This is a genomic window from Collinsella aerofaciens (assembly GCF_039758965.1).
GTDB classification, from domain to species: Bacteria; Actinomycetota; Coriobacteriia; order Coriobacteriales; family Coriobacteriaceae; genus Collinsella; species Collinsella aerofaciens_BR.
The window spans coordinates 20442-37982 of record NZ_JBDMSL010000001.1 but is presented as its reverse complement, the minus strand read 5'-3'; the positions used below and the strand labels follow the sequence as shown (position 1 = coordinate 37982).

The window sequence follows — 17541 nt, the reverse complement described above, 5'->3', positions numbered from 1 at the left end:
AGGGGTTGACTAGAGCTCGCAGGCAACCTTGTAGCCATCGCCGATGGCGTCGCGGATGTTGCCACACTTCTGGGCATCGCCCAGCACGTGGACAGCAACACCGGCAGCGGCAAGGTCGTCGGCCAGCTTGGTATTGGGACGATAGCCCATGGCAAGCACCAGTGTATCGGCACCGGCGATGGTGTGGACCTCGCCGTCCTTCTCGTAGCTGATGGTGTCCTCTGTGATTTCGGTCACCTTGGCCTCGGTCAGCACGTGGACACCCTTGGAGAGCATGCGCGTGATGAGCACCGCGCGACCGGCACCGCCCTCGTTGGCGGCGAGCGTCTTGGTCATCTCGATGACGGTGACATCGCGGTTGGCCGGCGACAGGTCGTTGACCAACGGGGCCAGGTAATCGGCCGTCTCGCAGCCAACGGTGCCGCCGCCCACGATGACGATCTTCTTACCCGGGAAAGCCTTGCCACCCAGCAGGTCGTCGGCCGTCATAACCTGCTTAAAGCCCTGCATGAAGGCCGGAGCGATGGGCTCGGCGCCATAAGCCAGGACAACCTCGTAGCCGGCGTAGTCGCGCTGAATGTCCTCGGCAGTAAGCTCGGTGCCAAATATGCACTTCACGCCCGCCTCGGCCAGGCGACGATACTGATACTTAATCACGCGGGTGAGCTCCTGCTTTGCCGGCGGAACGGCTGCGATACGCATCTCGCCGCCCGGTTCGTCCTGCTTGTCCACGAGCACCACGTTGTGGCCGCGCTTGGCGGCAATGAACGCCGCCTCCATGCCCGCAGGACCAGCGCCCACAACGAGCACGTTCTTGGCCTCGGCGGCAGGCTCGTAGCCAGCCTCGTCGCGCTCCACATCCGGATTAACGGTGCAGGAGATGCGTTTGCCAAACATAATGCCGTTCAGGCAGCGCAGGCAGCCAATGCAGGGGCGAATATCGTCGGCGTTGCCGGCAGCGGCCTTGTTGCAGAACTCGGCATCACACAGATTGGCGCGGCCCATCATGCAGATGTCGGCAGCGCCGTCCTCGATCAGCTCCTCGGCGATCCAGGCCTCGTTAATACGTCCGACAGTGGCGACGGGAATGTTGACGTGCTTTTTGATCTCGCGCGAGCAGGCGGCATGCGAGGCCTGCTGGGTACCGGCGGCGGGAATCGCGGAGCCGCGCTTGATGGTGGTACCGCCCGACACGTGAATCATGTCGACGCCGGCCTTCTCCAGACGACGCGAGACGTAGATCATGTCGTTGAGGGTCAGGCCGCCATCGGTGTACTCATCGCCCGAGATGCGGACGTCGATGATAAAGTCCTTGCCGCAGCGCTCGCGAATCTCGGCGATGACCTCGAGCAAGAAGCGCATGCGGGCGTCGAGCGAGCCGCCGTACTCGTCGGTGCGCTTGTTGTAGAGCGGAGTCAAAAAGCCGCCGAGCATACCGTGGGCGTGCGCCGCATGGACCTCGACGCCATCGACGCCAGCCTTCTGCATACGCACGGCAGCGTCGCCAAACTGATGCGTGAGCTCGTGAATCTCGTCGACCGTGATGGGGCGCGGCGCCTCGCGGGCATAGGACGGTCCCACGAAGGACGGAGCGATCAGGCGCGGCGTGCCCGGAATGTTAAAGGCCATGTAGGCGGGGTGGAAGAGCTGCGGCATGATCTTGCAGCCATACTCGTGGACGGCCGCGGCGAGCTTTTTCCAGCCAGGGATAAACGTGTCGTCGTAGCAGCACATGTCGCCCGGCAGATAGGTATAGGTAGGCTCGACCGTCACGACCTCGGTGATGATCAGGCCAACGCCGCCCTTAGCGCGGGCACGGTAATGATCGACCAGATCGTCGGTCACATAGCCATGATCGGCAAGGTTGGTAGACACCGGCGGCATAAAGACGCGGTTCTTGACCTCGGTCGTTCCGACCTTGATCGGGCTAAAGAGCATCGGGTAGGCGGAGGACTCCATACAGGGTTCCTTTCGTTTGAGCCGCTGGGCGGCAGTTGCTAACGTACTTATCGTATCAGCAACCGCGCAGCACCCGACCGCACGCGCTTCCCCAACTTCTGCTCGACCCATAAAAAGTTGCGGTGGAATACGGAGTAGATGAGGCCTTTGACAGCCAAAACAGTCCGTATTTCACCGCAACTGATGGGCGGGGTGGAATTGAGGGCTCAGATAGTCAGTCATGCCCTCATCCGCCACTCCCTCACCTACAGCGCGCCGTCCAGCATAAGGTTCACCTTGAGCACGTTGACCGTGGGCTCGCCGAAGACGCCTAGGAATCGGCCCTTGGTGCACTGGGCGATGATCTCGCGCACCTCGCCTTCGCTCTTGCCCGTGGCCTTCGCCAGGCGCGGGACCTGGTACTCGGCGGCATCGGGAGAGATCTCCGGGTCGAGGCCGGACCCCGAACACGTCACCAGGTCGACGGGCACAGCGTCCATATCGGCATCGGGGTTGGCGGCGCGGATCTTCTTCACGCGCGCATCTATCAGCTGCCGATACTCCCCACTCGCCGGGGACAGGTTGGACGGGGCACCATACGCCATGAGCTCGCCGTCTTCGCCTTCGACAATTGACACGTTCTGGATACGACCCCACATATGGGCTTCGCCATCGAAGTTCTGGCCGATGAGCTCGGAACCCACGATCTTGTCGTCGACCGTAATGAGCGAACCGTTCGCCTGATACGGGAACGCAACCTGGGCGATGCCGGTCACGACGAGCGTATAGCCCAGGCCGCAGACAACGGTAAACAGCGCGAACACGCCCAGTGCGCGCGATGCAACACCTTTGAACATACAAACCTCCACTTACATAATGCCGCAGAACGCGAGCAGCATGTCGATGAGCTTGATGAATACGAACGGGGCAACGATGCCGCCCAGACCCCACACGAGCAGGTTGTGGGTCAGTAGCTGTCCGGACGGGACCTCGCGGTACTTAACGCCCTTCAGCGCGGCCGGGATCAGCGCGACGATAACGAGCGCGTTATAGATGATGGCCGAAAGAACCGCGGACAGCGGGCTTGCCAGACCGAGGATGTTGAGCGCGCCAAGGCCCGGGTAGATCGGCGAGAACAGGGCCGGGATGATAGCGAAGTACTTCGCCATGTCGTTGGCCACCGAGAAGGTCGTGAGCGAACCGCGGGTCATGAGCAGCTGCTTGCCAATACGCACGACCTCGATGAGCTTGGTAGGGCTGGAATCGAGGTCGACCATGTTGCCGGCCTCCTTGGCGGCCTGGGTACCCGTGTTCATGGCCACGGCGACGTCGGCCTGGGCCAGAGCGGGCGCGTCGTTGGTGCCGTCGCCGGTCATGGCGACCAGGTGCCCCTCACGCTGGAACTCGCGGATCTTCTCGAGCTTGCCTTCAGGGGTGGCCTCGGCCAGGAAATCGTCAACGCCGGCCTCGGCGGCGATTGCCGCGGCGGTGAGCGGGTTGTCGCCCGTCACCATGATGGTCTTGATGCCCATCTTGCGCAGGTCGGCAAACTTCTCCTTAACGCCGGACTTGATGATGTCCTTGAGGTACACAACGCCCAGCACGCGGCAGTTCTTGGTCACGACCAGCGGGGTGCCGCCGGCCTTGGCGATGCGTTCGACGGCCTCGTCGCACTCCTTTGAGAACACGCCGCCGGCTGCCTCCACATAGGTGCGCACGGAATCGGCGGCGCCTTTGCGGATCTCATTGCCCTCGTAGTTCACGCCGGACATACGCGTTGCCGCGGTGAACGGGATAAACTCCATACCCTTATCCTCGAGTGTGCGGCCGCGCAGACCGAACTGCTCCTTGGCGAGGACGACGATGGAGCGGCCCTCGGGGGTCTCATCCGCCAGAGAGGACAGCTGCGCGGCATCGGCGAGTTCTGCCGGATCGACACCGTCGACCGGAATGAACTCGGCGGCCTGGCGGTTGCCCAAGGTGATGGTACCGGTCTTATCGAGCATGAGGATGTCGACGTCGCCGGCGGCCTCGATGGCGCGGCCGGACATGGCCAGCACGTTGGCCTCGTTCAGTCGGCTCATGCCGGCGATGCCAATGGCGGACAACAGCGCACCAATGGTGGTGGGCGCCAGACAGACGAGCAAGGCAACGAGCGTGGTCACAGCGGTGGGGTTCGCCATACCGTTGAGCCCTGCAGAGAAACTCGAGTAGCAGTACAGTGCGATCGTCACGAGGATGAAAATGACGGACAGAGCAACCAGAAAGATCTCGAGCGCGACCTCGTTGGGGGTCTTCTTGCGGGCGGCGCCCTCGACCATGGCGATCATCTTATCCAGGAAGCTCTGGCCAGGCTCGCTGGTAATTTTCACCACAATCCAATCGGAAAGCACGGTGGTGCCGCCAGTGACGGCAGAACGGTCGCCGCCAGCCTCGCGAACCACGGGTGCAGACTCGCCGGTGATGGCCGACTCATCAACCGAGGCGGCACCCTCGATGACATCGCCGTCTCCCGGAATCTGCTCGCCGGCGCGCACGACCACCAGATCCCCGCGTGAGAGCTCGGTACCGGGAACGACCGTGAAGCGGTCCTTATCCTCGACGGACTCGATGCGATGGGCCTCGACGTCCTTTTTCGCCGCGCGCAGGGAGTCTGCCTGCGCCTTACCGCGGCCCTCGGCAAGTGCCTCGGCAAAATTTGAAAAGAGGTCGGTCAGCCAGAGAATGACGGCAATGGCGATCACATAGTACGTGGGGACGTCGGCGTCCTGTACCCCAATAATTGAGGCGATAGCCAGAATGGAGGTCATGGCGGCCGACAGCCACACCAGGAACATGACCGGGTTTTGGACCTGGACACGGGGGTCAAGCTTGGCAAATGAATCGCGCACCGCGCGGCTCATCATGTCTTTTTGCATAGCCATAAATCTGCGACTCCTTTACGCAACCATCTGGAAGAATTCGGCAACGGGACCAAGCGCCAACGCCGGGAAGAAGCTCAGGGCGCCAATCAGCAGAACGACGAATACCAGCAGGAACACGAACATGGCATTGGTGGTGGAAAGCGTGCCGGCGCCCTCGGCGACCTTGCCCTTCCCGGCCAGCGAGCCCGCGATGGCGAGCGTGCCCGCAATCGGCAGGAACCGCGCGAACAGCATCTCGATACCCAGCAGCACGTTGATCCACGGGATGTTGCAGTTCATGCCGGCGAATGAGGAGCCGTTGTTGCCGCCAGCCGAAGTAAGGGTGTACAGGACCTCGGAGAAACCATGCGCCCCGCCGTTGTTGAGTTGGTCGACAAGACCGGGCACCATGCAGGCGATAGTGGAGCTCACCAGAATGGCGAACGGGGTGGCGAGACACAGAACCACCGCCCAGCGCATCTCGGTCGGCTCGATCTTCTTGCCCAGGAACTCGGGCGTGCGGCCGACCATAAGGCCGGCGATAAATACCGTGAGGATGGCGAAGCCGATCATGCCGTACAGGCCGCAGCCCACGCCGCCGAACACCACCTCGCCCAGCGCTATCTGGAGCATCTGGACAAACCCGCCGAGCGGGGTGTAGGAGTCGTGCATGGAGTTGACCGAGCCGTTGGAAGCAGCCGTCGTGAAAGCGGACCAGGTAGAAGAGGAGGCGATGCCAAAGCGGCTCTCCTTGCCCTCCATGTTGCCGCCCGCCTGGCCATCGGTCATCTCGATGTTGACCGCGCCGCCATCTGCCAGCTGCGGCGTACCCATATGCTCGTTAACGGCGATGATGCCGGTAAAGACCACGAGCAGGATAAACATCGCCGCGAAGATGGCCTTGCCCTGCCTGGCATTCTTGACACCGATGCCGAAGGTGAAGCAGCAGGCGACCGGAATCAGCAGCAAGCTGGTCATCTCGATGATGTTGGTGAAGGCATTGGGGTTCTCATACGGATGCGCAGAGTTCGCGCCAAAGAAGCCGCCGCCGTTGGTGCCGGATTGTTTGATGGCAACCTGGCTGGCCGCAGGACCCTGGGGCAAAAACTGCTCGGTGACCACGCGGGCGCCCTCGACGACCTTGCCGTCGACCTTGACCGTGTCGCCCTCGATCTGGGCGCCGTCGATAACGCTCCAACCGCCGTCTGCATTAGGCTGGACAGCAACGGGCTCTACGAGCTCAGCCTTCTGAGCCGGCTGAAAATTGGAGATAACGCCACCGGCAGCCAGGCAGATGCCGAACACGAGGTTCAGCGGGATGAGCACATACAGGACGGTGCGGGTGAGGTCGACCCAGAAGGAACCCAGACCCTGCTCCTTGACCTGACGGAAGCCGCGGATCAGCGCGAACATGACCGCGATACCGGTGCCGGCGGAAACGAAGTTCTGCACGGTGAGACCCATGAACTGCACAAGGTAGGACAGGGTGGTCTCACCGGAGTAGGACTGCCAGTTGGTGTTGGTTATGAAGGAAGCAGCCGTATTGAACGACAGGTCCCATGACACACCCGGCAGGTGCTGGGGATTGCCTGGCAAGAAGGACTGAAACACCTGGAGTGCCACAAGAGCCACGAGGCCGATCCCCGAAAAGACCAGCACGCTCGCCAGATAGCGCCTACACCCCATCTGCTCTGCCGCGTCGATGCGAAGCAGACGATAGACGCCACGCTCCACAGGAGCAATCACAGGCGACAGGAACGTATGCTCACCATCCATGATATGGGCCATGAACCGACCGAGCGGAACGGCCAGGACGACGAGCACGGCAAAGTACAAGATGTACTGAATCGCAGCGTCCATAGTTTACGAATCACTCCTCATCAGAATGTAGATGTAATAGATAAGGAGTCCAATGCAGACGACTCCGATGATGGGAATGAGGATGTCCATTTACCGCCCCTTTCACGCGCGGTCCGATGTCTCGGACGCCTGCTCTCGCAGGCGCCTGGGGACAGTAAACGCTTCTAGGGATTAAAGAGGCGTGAGGGCCGGGGCTCACGACCTTAAGATGCCGTAAAGATGCAGGTAGAAAGCACTATTGCTGCTGCAGTGCGCCTATACTCGACCTCGCGAGCATACAGTGGCGTCTTCACCGCGTATGCACGCATGGACAACGCTTCAGAAAGGCTACGCTATGCAGCGCGACGCATCGGACACTCGCGTCAATCCAGACCTCATCCTCAAGGCAATTGAGAAAGACGAGGTCGCCGATGACGCTCGAACCAGCCGGGGACACCTCAAGATTTTCTTTGGCTACGCTGCTGGCACAGGCAAAACCTATGCGATGCTTCAAGCCGCCCACGCCGCCAAGCGGCGAGGTGTCGACGTCGTCGCGGGATACATCGAGCCGCACGAACGTCCGGCAACTGCCCATCTTGCACAAGGGCTTAAGAACGTGCCCTGTAAACTCATCGAGCACAACGGCATTGCGCTCAGCGAGTTCGATCTAGATGCGGCTATCGAGCGCGCCCCTCAGCTCATCCTTGTCGACGAGCTCGCCCATACGAATGCGCCGGGGTCTCGCCACGACAAACGCTATCAAGACGTCGAGGAACTTCTACATGCGGGCATCGACGTCTATACGACCGTGAACGTTCAGCATATCGAGAGCCTAAACGACATGGTTGCATCCATCACCGGCGTTGTCGTGAGCGAACGAATCCCCGACCGTATCTTCGATGATGCCGACCAGGTCGAGCTCGTCGACATAGAGCCCGAAGACCTACTTGAGCGCCTTCGCGCCGGCCTCGTCTACCGTCCCGCACAAGCCGACCGAGCGCAACAGCATTTTTTTACCGTCGAGAACCTCACCGCACTCCGAGAAATCGCGCTGCGCCGCTGCGCCGATCGCACCGGTCACCTCACAGACGCCGCACGCGTGCTGGGAAACCGTGACTACTACACCAGGGAGCGTATCTTGGTCTGTGTCTCCCCGGCGCCGACCAATCCCCGCATCGTCCGTGCCGCCGCACGCATGGCAAAAGCGTTTCGCAGCGAGCTCGTCGCCCTGTTCGTAGAGAACCCGCGCACGCAAGCCATGAGCGATGATGAGCGCGCCAAGCTTGCAGCCAATATCGCCCTAGCCGAGCAGCTCGGAGCACATATGGAAACCGTCTATGGCGACGACATCGCGTTTCAGATCTCCGAGTTCGCGCGCCTGTCGGGTATTTCGAAGATCGTCATGGGGCGCACGGGCGAGCGCAGCAGCGTCCGTCAGGCCCTCTTCGGCCGCAAATCTCTCGTAGAACAGCTCATAACATTCGCCCCGAACCTCGACATTTACATCATTCCAGAACAGTCGACTCCGCCCTCCCGACCCAAAGGACGCCGCCATGCGCTCGCCCTGCAGCCGCCCAGCAGCCGAAACGTGCTTCGCACGCTGGCTCTCTCTCTTGCCGCCACGGCGATCGGCACGGCTTTCCGCCATCTGGGATTTGCCGATTCCAGCATCATATCCCTCTATATCTTCACGGCCCTGCTGACCGCCGTCACCACGACGGGGCGTATCTGCACGATCGTATCGAGCGTGCTCTCTGTAGTGCTTTACAACTTCTGCTTCGTCACGCCTCTGTTTTCGCTCGCCAGCTACGACCGAAGCTATCTGGTCACGTTCGGCATCATGTTCGCCACCGCTATGGTCGCCGGCGAGTTAACTGCGCGCATCGCCGACAACGCCCGTACATCCGCCGAGAACGCATTCAAAACGCGCGTACTCCTCGAAACGAACCAGCTCTTGCAGCAAGCCCATAGCGCGGAGGAGTGCGCCCGCGTCGCCATGAACCAACTCGTCAAACTGCTAAAACTCGACGTGGTCTTCTACCCCGCCGAACACGGCACGCTCGGCAAGGCGCTCTATGAGTCCGCTGGCACCGAAAACCGATCCGCGTCGCTGCTCACCGACTACGAGCGCGCCGTTGCAACCTGGACCTACACCAACAACAAGCGCGCGGGCGCAAGCACGCGGACCCTGCCTGAGGCGCGCTGTCTCTACCTCGCGGTTCGCACCGGCGACAAGGTATTCGGTGTCATCGGCATCGCCCTGGAGGGGCGCGAGATCGAAGCCTTCGAGCATTCGATCGTCCTATCTATCGTAGGTGAATGCGCCTTGGCGCTCGAAAGCGACCGGGCGGCGCAAGAGCGCGAAGAGGCTGCGGTCTTGGCGAAAAACGAGCAGCTGCGCGCCAACCTTTTGCGCTCCATCGGCCACGATTTGAGGACACCCCTCACGGCTATATCCGGATCTGCGGCAATCCTTCGGAAGAGCGACGAGAAGCTCAGCCTCGAACAACGCTGCGATCTTGCCGATGCCATCTACGACGACTCCCTCTGGCTTATCGATACCGTGGAGAACCTCCTCGCCATCACACGCGTCGAGGACGGCACCATTCGCCTCAACTTAACATCCGAGCTCATCGACGAGGTCATCGAGGCTGCCCTCAGCCATGTCGCCCAAGCATCGCATGGACGTGCCGTCACCATCGAGCACACTGACGACATCCTGCTGGTACGCATCGACGTCCATCTCATCATGCAGGTGCTTACGAACCTCATCATGAACGCCTTCAAATACACGCCCGAGGACTCGACTGTCACCATCAGCGCACGTCGCGAGGGTGCGTTTGTCGTGGTGGACGTCGCAGACGATGGGCCGGGTGTGGCAGACTGCGACAAGCCTCATATCTTTGAGCGCTTCTTCACCTCAAGCAATACGCAGCCCGTGGATTCGCGCCGAAGCATCGGCCTTGGGCTGTCGCTCTGCCGCTCCATCGTGGAGGCGCATGGCGGCGTCATCGAAGTTCGCGACAACCACCCCCATGGGGCCGTCTTCCGTTTTACCCTGCCCGCCGAGGAGATCGAGATTCATGAATAATGCCGCTAAGCCACGCATCCTCCTGGTCGAAGATGACCTAACCGTTCAAAACCTCGTTTCGACCGCGCTTGACCTCCACGGCTACGTCGTGAGCAAGGTATGCAACGGCCAGGCCGCCATCATGGATGCGGTGTCGCACGGCCCCAGCCTCATCATGCTCGACCTCGGCCTTCCCGACATTGACGGTATCGAGGTCATCACGAAGATCCGAAGCTGGTCGGCAGTCCCCATTATCGTCATTTCGGCGCGCACCGAAGATTCCGACAAGATTGCAGCACTTGACGCAGGGGCAGACGACTACCTCACCAAGCCCTTTTCTGTGGATGAGTTGCTCGCGCGCGTCCGTGCGAATTTGAGGCGCTCCTCGATGGCGTCGAGCGAGTCGACAGAAGCGAGCACGTTTGACAACGGTCCGCTGCATATCGACTACGCCGCGGGATACGCGACGAAAGACGGACGCGAGCTCTCGCTCACCCCAACCGAGTACAAATTGCTCGTCCTTCTGGCGAAAAACGTCGACAAGGTGCTCACCCACACCTTCATCACCCGCGAGATATGGGGCACGAGCTGGGACAGCGATCTGGCGAGCCTGCGCGTGTTCATGCGCACCCTGCGCAAGAAGATCGAGGCAGACCCCTCTCACCCCAAGATGATTCAGACGCACATGGGTGTCGGGTACCGCATGCAGCGTCTCTAGCCCACCCAACAAAAAGTTGCGGTGGAATACGGAGTAGACAAGGCCTTTGACAGCCAAAACAGTCCGTATTTCACCGCAACTGATTTAACGATACCCCAAAAATACTCTTCGACTCGCCGTGCTCTCCCTCAAATGCACAAAGCGCCCCGCGAACGGATGCCCGCGGAGCGCTTGGATGTCCGGACCTTATTTGATACCGCGACCCAAGTCTTCGGCGATTTTGTCTACGCCCTTAAGCGCGGCACAAGTCTTTTTGTTAGAGCAATGCCCCGTGCAAACGCCACCCTGGGCGCAGTCAGCGCAGGTGCCCTTGCGGTAGATGCGCACGCACACGGCGACAAACGCAATACCGATAACAGCCAGTACAACAATATCGATAGGTGCCATAGCAAGCCTCCTCTAGTTAACCATCACTTACTTTACCCCATTCTCCACCTACCAAAAAGGGACAGGTTTATTTTGGTCGGTTTTATCTGCGGAAACGCCACATCTCCCCCACCAAAAAGCCCGAGTGTCGCTGGGACACCCGGGCTCGTGGAAAGGGGTTAATCCTTATTCGGACTTAAGCGGAAACTGCGGTGGAAGCAGTGTTGGTCTCGTCCTCGTCGGTCCAAGCATGCTTGGGCATGGGACGGAAGATCTGGAAGAGCATCGCAACCAGCAGTACAACGGCGACAATCGTCCAGAAACCAAACTGTCCCAGCACGAACAGGTTGTAGAACTGATTGATGAACAGGCCGATCACCCAAGCGAAGAGGCACTCGTAGCCGATAGCAATCGCGGTCCACTTGCCGGAGTCCATTTGGTTGCGGATGGTACCCATAGCGGCAAAGCACGGAGCGCACAGCAGGTTGAACGCGCCGAAGGCAACGCAGGCGCCCATGGTGGGGAACATGCCGGCAAACGCGGTCCACAGGCTCGGGTCGGTCTCGCCCGCGTCGGCGACGGACAGCAGCGAGCCGGCGGTGGCGACGACGTTCTCCTTGGCGACGAGGCCCGAGACAGTCAGCGCGGTTGCCTGCCAGGTGCTAAAGCCGAGCGGGGCGAAGATCCAAGCGACCAGGTTGCCCAGCATGGCGAGCACGGAGTAGTCCATGAACTCCTCGGGGATGCCGTCCATCGCAGGCAGGAAGCCAAAGGAGCCGTTGTAGCTACCAAAGTTGGAGAGGAACCACACCACGACGGTAGAGGCGAAGATGATCGTGCCGGCCTTCTTGATAAAGGCCCAGCAGCGCTCCCACACGTGCAGCGCCCAGGAGCGGATCGCCGGGAAGTGGTAAGCGGGGAGCTCCATGACAAACGGGGTCGGGCGGCCGGCGAAGAGCTTGGTCTTCTTGAGCATGAGGCCCGAGGCGATGACGGCAAAGACGCCCAGGAAGTAGAAGAGCGGGCTGATCCACGCGGCGGTGGTAGAAGAATCGCCGATGATGGAACCCATGAGCAGGGCGATGATCGGCAGCTTAGCGCCACAGGGAATGAACGTGGTGGTCATGACCGTCATGCGGCGGTCCTTCTCGTTCTCGATGGTCTTGGTAGCCATGACGCCGGGGACGCCGCAGCCCGAGGACACGAGCATGGGGATGAAGGACTTACCGGACAGGCCAAAGCGGCGGAACACGCGGTCCATGATGAAGGCGACGCGGGCCATATAGCCGCAGTCCTCCAAGAAGGACAGCATGACGAACAGCAGGAACATCTGCGGGACGAAGCCGAAGATGGCGCCCAGGCCGCCGACGATGCCGTCGCAGACGAGCGAATCGACCAGGCCGCCGTCCTCGGTGCCACCCGCCACAAGGGCGTCGTGCACCACGGTGGTAATACCCGGGACATAGGGGCCGTACTGTGCCGGGTCGACCGAGTCGGCATTGTCACCCGCAGCCTCGACGGCCGCGTCGTAGGCGTCGCGACCCTGGCCGAGCACATACCAACCGTCGGTACCGAAGAGCTGGTCGTTGGTGAAGTCGGTCACCGTGCCGCCCAAGGTAGAAACGGCGATGTAGTACACGCAGAACATGATGACCACAAAGATCGGCAGGCCCAGGATACGGTTGGTAACCACGCGGTCGATCTTCTCGGAGGTGCTCATCTTTGCCGGAGCCTTGGTGAGGCACTCGTCAATGATGTGGGCAATCACGCCGTAACGCTCGCCGGTGATGATGGACTCGGCGTCGTCGTCGCAGTCCTGCTCGCACTGGGCGACCAGCTGCTCCACGCGAGCGGCCTTCTCCTTGGTGAGGTTGATGAGCTTGCAGGCGTCCGCGTCGCGCTCGAACAGTTTGACCGCGTAGTAGCGGCGCTTGTTGGCGGGAACGCTCGCAGGCAGGTTATTCTCGATGTGGTCCAGAACGTCCTCGATGGAGGAATCGAACTTGTGCTCCGGCACCTGGCCCTTGGAAGCAGCGGACTTCTTGACCTGCTCGAACAGCTCCTTGATGCCCTTGTTCTTAAGAGCCGAGATCATCATGACCGGGCAGCCGAGCTTCTTGGAAAGCTTGTCCGTGTCGATCTTATCGCCGTTCTTCTCGACCAGGTCGGCCATGTTGAGGGCAACGACCACGGGCAGGCCGGTCTCGATAACCTGAAGCGCCAGGTACAGGTTACGCTCGAGGTTGGTGGCGTCGACAACCTGGACGACAACATCGGGCTCGCCGCTCATGAGGTAATCGCGCGAGCATTGCTCCTCGGGGCTGTAGGGGGAAAGCGAGTAGATGCCAGGGAGGTCCGTGATGGTAACGTTCTTGTCGCTTAGGAGCTTGGCCTCCTTTTTCTCAACCGTGACGCCGGGCCAGTTGCCAACGTAGCCGTTGGCGCCGGTGATCAGGTTGAAAAGCGTGGTCTTGCCGCAGTTGGGGTTACCCGCCAGCGCGACATGGATCTGAGAATCCGCCATTCAATCCTTCTTCCTTGTGTGCCTGCGCTGCTTTCTCCGCGCAGGCTGGATAATGTGCTTCAAAGTGCTGCATTAAGTTAGAAAAACCTAACTTTATCTGCAGAAATATACGTAGCAAGCCCCTACTGGACCTCGACGACGGCCGCCTCCTCCTTGCGGATGGAAAGCTCGTAGCCGCGCACGTTGATCTCGACCGGATCGCCGAGCGGTGCTACCTTTACGACCTTGAACGAAGTGCCCTTGATGAGCCCCAGGTCCATAAGGTGGCGGCGAAGCGCGCCCTCACCGTGAAGCTTGACGATGGTGGAGCTCTCGCCCACCTTAACGTCACCCAACGTCTTCATCCTCTTGTCCCCCTTTCGGTTTTTATCAAATGCTGTGGACTAACCGACGGTCATGATGTGCATGGCAACCTTGGAATCGATGCCAAAGCGTGCGCCCAGCACAGTGACGATGATATTGGCACCACTCGAACTCACCACGTGGATTTCGTTGCCCTCGACAAAGCCGAGATCCTTGAGGTGGTGCTTCATGTCCTCATTGCCCTTTACACGGGACACGCGCACGGTTTCGCCCGCTTTTACCATCGAAAGCGGCATGGCCGGCATCTGCGGTCCGCAAGACATGAGTGGCTCCTAACGTCAGTTCGTCCTCAACATCGACGCGATAAAAGTTAACCACGTCTATGTTCGCTATAGTAAACTAGCACGTGGTTAACTTTTTGGAAAGGGCTCCCATTCAGATTTCGAAAAAGTTTCCTATACGAAACAAAGGCACCGCAAAGACCGTCTCTTTGCAGTGCCTATTGATACCAATTTATGCAACAGAGGGGACCGCCCCTTTGTCACATTGTTGAGGTTAAAGCGAGAGGTTTCTGATCGACGTGACGCAGGAGGCCTCATCCACGCCCGAAACACGGAACACGACGTCTTCGCCACATTCGCCGCAGAGTGCCATGAGCCCTATAACGTCGCGGCCATCCGTGTGGCGATCGCCGATACTGACTGACACGTCGCTACGATGCTTGGCAATGATGTCATAGAGCAGCGCAACCGGGCGGGCATGTAATCCCAACGGATCTTTAATCGTCTTTGTAAACTCGACCATGTCCCCTCCCGCGACATCGCACATCGGCCGGCAAAACCCAGCCACGTGGTAGTTATTGTAGCGTTAGATGCTTGTTGAGGGCGGGACGGAAATCGCATCCCATTTCGAGCGTCAATGATGGGACACAGTTTCCGCCAGAAGGCTCAACCGGAAAGTGCGACCCGTTATTTGGCTGGATTCTGGGACGCAGTTTCCGCTGAGCGACCCTGGCGGAAAGTACATCCCATTCTGGACGCAAATTCCGGGACGCAGTTTCCTCGACGTCCGGTCACCCCATGCCCTCACAACCTCGGCGCATAAAAAACGAGGGAAGGCACGCGTCCTTCCCTCGTTGCGGGCAATATATAGCCGCTCGCCTACATCAAGCGCAGGCTGACGTCCTTGAGCTGGGCACCGCTAACGGCACTCGGAGCGCCCGACATAAGGTCGGAGCCGCTGGCCGTCTTGGGGAACGCCATGACGTCGCGGATGGAGTCGGAACCGGTGAGCAGCATGCACACGCGGTCCAGGCCCAGAGCGAAACCGCCCATCGGGGGCGCACCAAACTTGAGGGCCTCCATGAGGAAGCCGAACTGAGACTCGGCACGCTCCTCGGTAAAGCCCAGGAGCTTGAGCATGGACATCTGCATCTCGGCGTTGTGGATACGCATACCGCCGCCGCCGGCCTCAAAGCCGTCCATGACAAAGTCGTAGGTGCAAGAACCGGCTGCCAACGGGTCGGCCTCGATCTTGGCGATGTCGGTCTCGGTCGGCAGGGTAAAGGGCTGGTGCTCGGCAGCATAGGCCTTGCGATCCTCGTCCCAGTGGAACAGCGGGAAGTTGACGACCCACAGGAAGTCGTGGCCCTCGCGCTTGATCTCGAGTGCGTTGGCCATGTGAGAACGCATGCCGCCCAGGATCTCGTCGGAGAGCAGGCGCGGGCCGGCGGCGAACATCACAAGGTCGCCGGGCTCGACGTCCATGCGCTCGCGCAGAGCCGCCATCTCCTCGTCCGAGAAGAACTTGACGATGGGGCTGTTGATGGAGCCGTCCTCGCGGAATGCGATCCAGGCCAGGCCCTTGGCGCCAAACGTGGAGGCCACGCCGGCAAGCTTATCGATCTTGGCACGTGCCCAGGCACCGGCGCCCTTGGCGTTGATGGCCTTGACGACAGAGCCCTCCTCGTTTGCGGCAGTCGCAAAGACCTTGAACTTGGAGTTGGCGAAGATGTCGGTCAGGTCGACCAGGTGCATGCCATAGCGGGTATCGGGCTTGTCGGAGCCATAGGTGTCCATGGCCTCCCAGTAGTCCATACGACGCAGCGGCGTGGGCATCTCGACACCCATGCGACCGAAGGCATCGGCAAGAACCTCCTCGAGCGCGCTCATGACGTCGTTCTGGTCCACGAAGGACATCTCGATATCGACCTGGGTGAACTCGGGCTGACGGTCGGCACGCAGGTCCTCGTCGCGGAAGCACTTGGCAACCTGGTAGTAGCGCTCGACGCCACCGACCATGAGCAGCTGCTTCAGGAGCTGCGGGGACTGCGGCAGGGCGTAGAAGTTACCCGGCTGGATACGGCTGGGAACGATGAAGTCTCGAGCGCCCTCGGGCGTGGACTTAAACAGGGAGGGCGTCTCGACCTCCATGAACTCACGGTTGTGCAGCGCCTCGCGAATGGCAAAGGTAAAGTCGGAGCGCAGTTTGAGGTTGGCCATCATCTCGGGACGGCGGAGGTCCAGATAGCGATAGCGCAGGCGGGTGTCCTCGCTGGTCTCGATGCCGTCCTCGATCTGGAACGGCGGGGTGACAGACGTGTTGAGTACCTCGGCGTGGTCGGTCAGGACCTCGATCTCGCCGGTCGCGAGTTTGGTGTTGGTGGTCTCCTCGCCACGGGCGCGCACGACGCCGTGAATCTTGATGGGCCACTCGGGACGCATGGTCTCGGCGATCTTAAAGGCATCGCCGTCGGAGTGCTCGGGGTCGAAGGTGAGCTGCGTGATGCCCTCGCGGTCGCGAAGGTCACAGAAGATAAGGCCGCCGTGGTCGCGGCGACGGCTCACCCAACCGGTGAGGGTGACCTCTTCGCCCACGTTCTCGAAGCGAAGCTCGCCGCAGGTACGGGTGTGCATGGAATGCTCATCGATGGGACGGGTCTGGCTCATACCAGTGATCCTCCTTTATGGATCTGTGCCGCCCCGTGTCGTTCCGGGCGGCGTCGTACAGATTTGCCCAGCCTGCGTAAACCGCGCAGCCGGACATGGCGTTCTATCTTATCGCACCCGCGTCGATGTGCCGCGAAAAAGTAGCTCTTGCCCAAAGACTTGACGGAGACGAAACAATTGACGCACCGTGGCCGTCGCCCAGGCTTGCGACGTGCGACAATGTGCCCCAATACAACTGCACTCGGAAAGGCCCGCCATGACTGCACGCCTCATCGTTATGGATATCGACTCCACGCTCATCAACCAGGAAGTTATCGACCTGTTGGGCAAGGAGGCCGGCGTAGGCGAGCAAGTGGCGCAGATCACTGAGCGCGCCATGCGCGGCGAGCTCGACTTTAAGCAGGCGCTCGAGGAGCGCGTGGGGCTGCTTGCCGGCTTGGACGAGAGCGTGTTCGAGCGCACCTTTGCGCGCGTGACGTTTACCCCCGGCGCGTTGGAGCTTGTGCGCTCGGCGCACAGCAAGGGCTGGAAGGTCGGCGTGGTAAGCGGTGGCTTTCACGAGGTCGCTGACAAGATTGTGGCCGCCGCGGGCATCGATTTTTGCCTGGCCAACCGCCTGGAAGTCGTAGACGGCAAGCTCACCGGCAAGCTGGCGGCAGACATCGTGACCAAGGAGTCCAAGCTCATCCAGATGCTGGATTGGGCAGTTGAGTGCGGTGTCGACATGGCCCATACCGTGGCAATCGGCGACGGTGCCAACGACATCCCCATGATTCAGGCCGCGGGCACGGGCATCGCGTTTTGTGCCAAGCCCAAGACGCGCGAGGCCGCCCCGTTTGCCATCGACGAGCGCAACCTGATGCTCGCCATGGACATCATCCTGCGTGACTAGCCGATCCGTCTAACAATTGAATCAGTCTGTCCTATAGTTT

13 protein-coding genes are annotated in these 17541 nt (G+C 60.7%); 3 read left to right on the top strand and 10 right to left on the bottom strand.

Annotated elements, in window-relative coordinates; translation table 11 throughout:
* Positions 1–9: 9 nt before the first annotated feature.
* From ABHU32_RS00130 to kdpA, 4 genes are all read right to left on the bottom strand, one after another.
* Positions 10–1959: an oxidoreductase gene (locus ABHU32_RS00130; protein WP_346978377.1), complete on the bottom strand. Its 1950-nt coding sequence runs from the start codon at positions 1957–1959 to the stop codon at positions 10–12.
* Between the two features lie 245 nt (positions 1960–2204).
* Complete coding sequence (gene kdpC, locus ABHU32_RS00125; RefSeq protein ID WP_346978376.1) at positions 2205–2795, bottom strand: potassium-transporting ATPase subunit KdpC; 591 nt, start codon at positions 2793–2795, stop codon at positions 2205–2207.
* Between the two features lie 12 nt (positions 2796–2807).
* On the bottom strand, positions 2808–4862 hold the full coding sequence (gene kdpB / locus ABHU32_RS00120; protein WP_346978374.1) for a potassium-transporting ATPase subunit KdpB: 2055 nt from the start codon (positions 4860–4862) through the stop codon (positions 2808–2810).
* 15 nt (positions 4863–4877) lie between these two features.
* Positions 4878–6701, bottom strand: a complete 1824-nt coding sequence (gene kdpA / locus ABHU32_RS00115) for a potassium-transporting ATPase subunit KdpA (RefSeq protein WP_346978373.1) — start codon at positions 6699–6701, stop codon at positions 4878–4880.
* Positions 6702–7035: 334 nt separating this feature from the next.
* Here kdpA and ABHU32_RS00110 point away from each other — a divergent pair, with 334 nt between their 5' ends.
* Positions 7036–9771 carry an ATP-binding protein gene (locus tag ABHU32_RS00110; RefSeq protein ID WP_346978371.1) on the top strand — a complete coding sequence of 912 codons (2736 nt, stop codon included), beginning with the start codon at positions 7036–7038 and terminating at the stop codon, positions 9769–9771.
* Complete coding sequence (locus tag ABHU32_RS00105) at positions 9764–10468, top strand: response regulator (RefSeq protein ID WP_117583373.1); 705 nt, start codon at positions 9764–9766, stop codon at positions 10466–10468. Before ABHU32_RS00110 ends, ABHU32_RS00105 begins: the two co-directional genes overlap by 8 nt.
* A gap of 186 nt (positions 10469–10654) precedes the next feature.
* Here ABHU32_RS00105 and ABHU32_RS00100 read toward each other — a convergent pair whose 3' ends face one another.
* The 6 genes from ABHU32_RS00100 to aspS form a co-directional block, all read right to left on the bottom strand.
* The gene (locus ABHU32_RS00100) at positions 10655–10855 is read right to left on the bottom strand and encodes a hypothetical protein (protein WP_035136858.1); all 201 of its coding nucleotides are present in this window, start codon (positions 10853–10855) and stop codon (positions 10655–10657) included.
* 175 nt (positions 10856–11030) lie between these two features.
* On the bottom strand, positions 11031–13358 hold the full coding sequence (gene feoB, locus ABHU32_RS00095; RefSeq protein WP_346978369.1) for a ferrous iron transporter B: 2328 nt from the start codon (positions 13356–13358) through the stop codon (positions 11031–11033).
* A gap of 122 nt (positions 13359–13480) precedes the next feature.
* On the bottom strand, positions 13481–13702 hold the full coding sequence (locus ABHU32_RS00090) for a FeoA family protein (protein ID WP_006234774.1): 222 nt from the start codon (positions 13700–13702) through the stop codon (positions 13481–13483).
* A gap of 39 nt (positions 13703–13741) precedes the next feature.
* On the bottom strand, positions 13742–13984 hold the full coding sequence (locus ABHU32_RS00085; RefSeq protein WP_022094360.1) for a FeoA family protein: 243 nt from the start codon (positions 13982–13984) through the stop codon (positions 13742–13744).
* Positions 13985–14216: 232 nt separating this feature from the next.
* On the bottom strand, positions 14217–14465 hold the full coding sequence (locus ABHU32_RS00080) for an HPr family phosphocarrier protein (RefSeq protein WP_158556992.1): 249 nt from the start codon (positions 14463–14465) through the stop codon (positions 14217–14219).
* Between the two features lie 356 nt (positions 14466–14821).
* On the bottom strand, positions 14822–16609 hold the full coding sequence (aspS, locus tag ABHU32_RS00075; protein WP_117770446.1) for an aspartate--tRNA ligase: 1788 nt from the start codon (positions 16607–16609) through the stop codon (positions 14822–14824).
* Between the two features lie 256 nt (positions 16610–16865).
* Between aspS and serB the strand changes: the two genes are divergently transcribed.
* Positions 16866–17501, top strand: coding sequence for a phosphoserine phosphatase SerB (gene serB / locus ABHU32_RS00070; protein ID WP_346978367.1), 636 nt, complete (start codon positions 16866–16868; stop codon positions 17499–17501).
* The last annotated feature ends 40 nt before the right edge of the window (positions 17502–17541 follow it).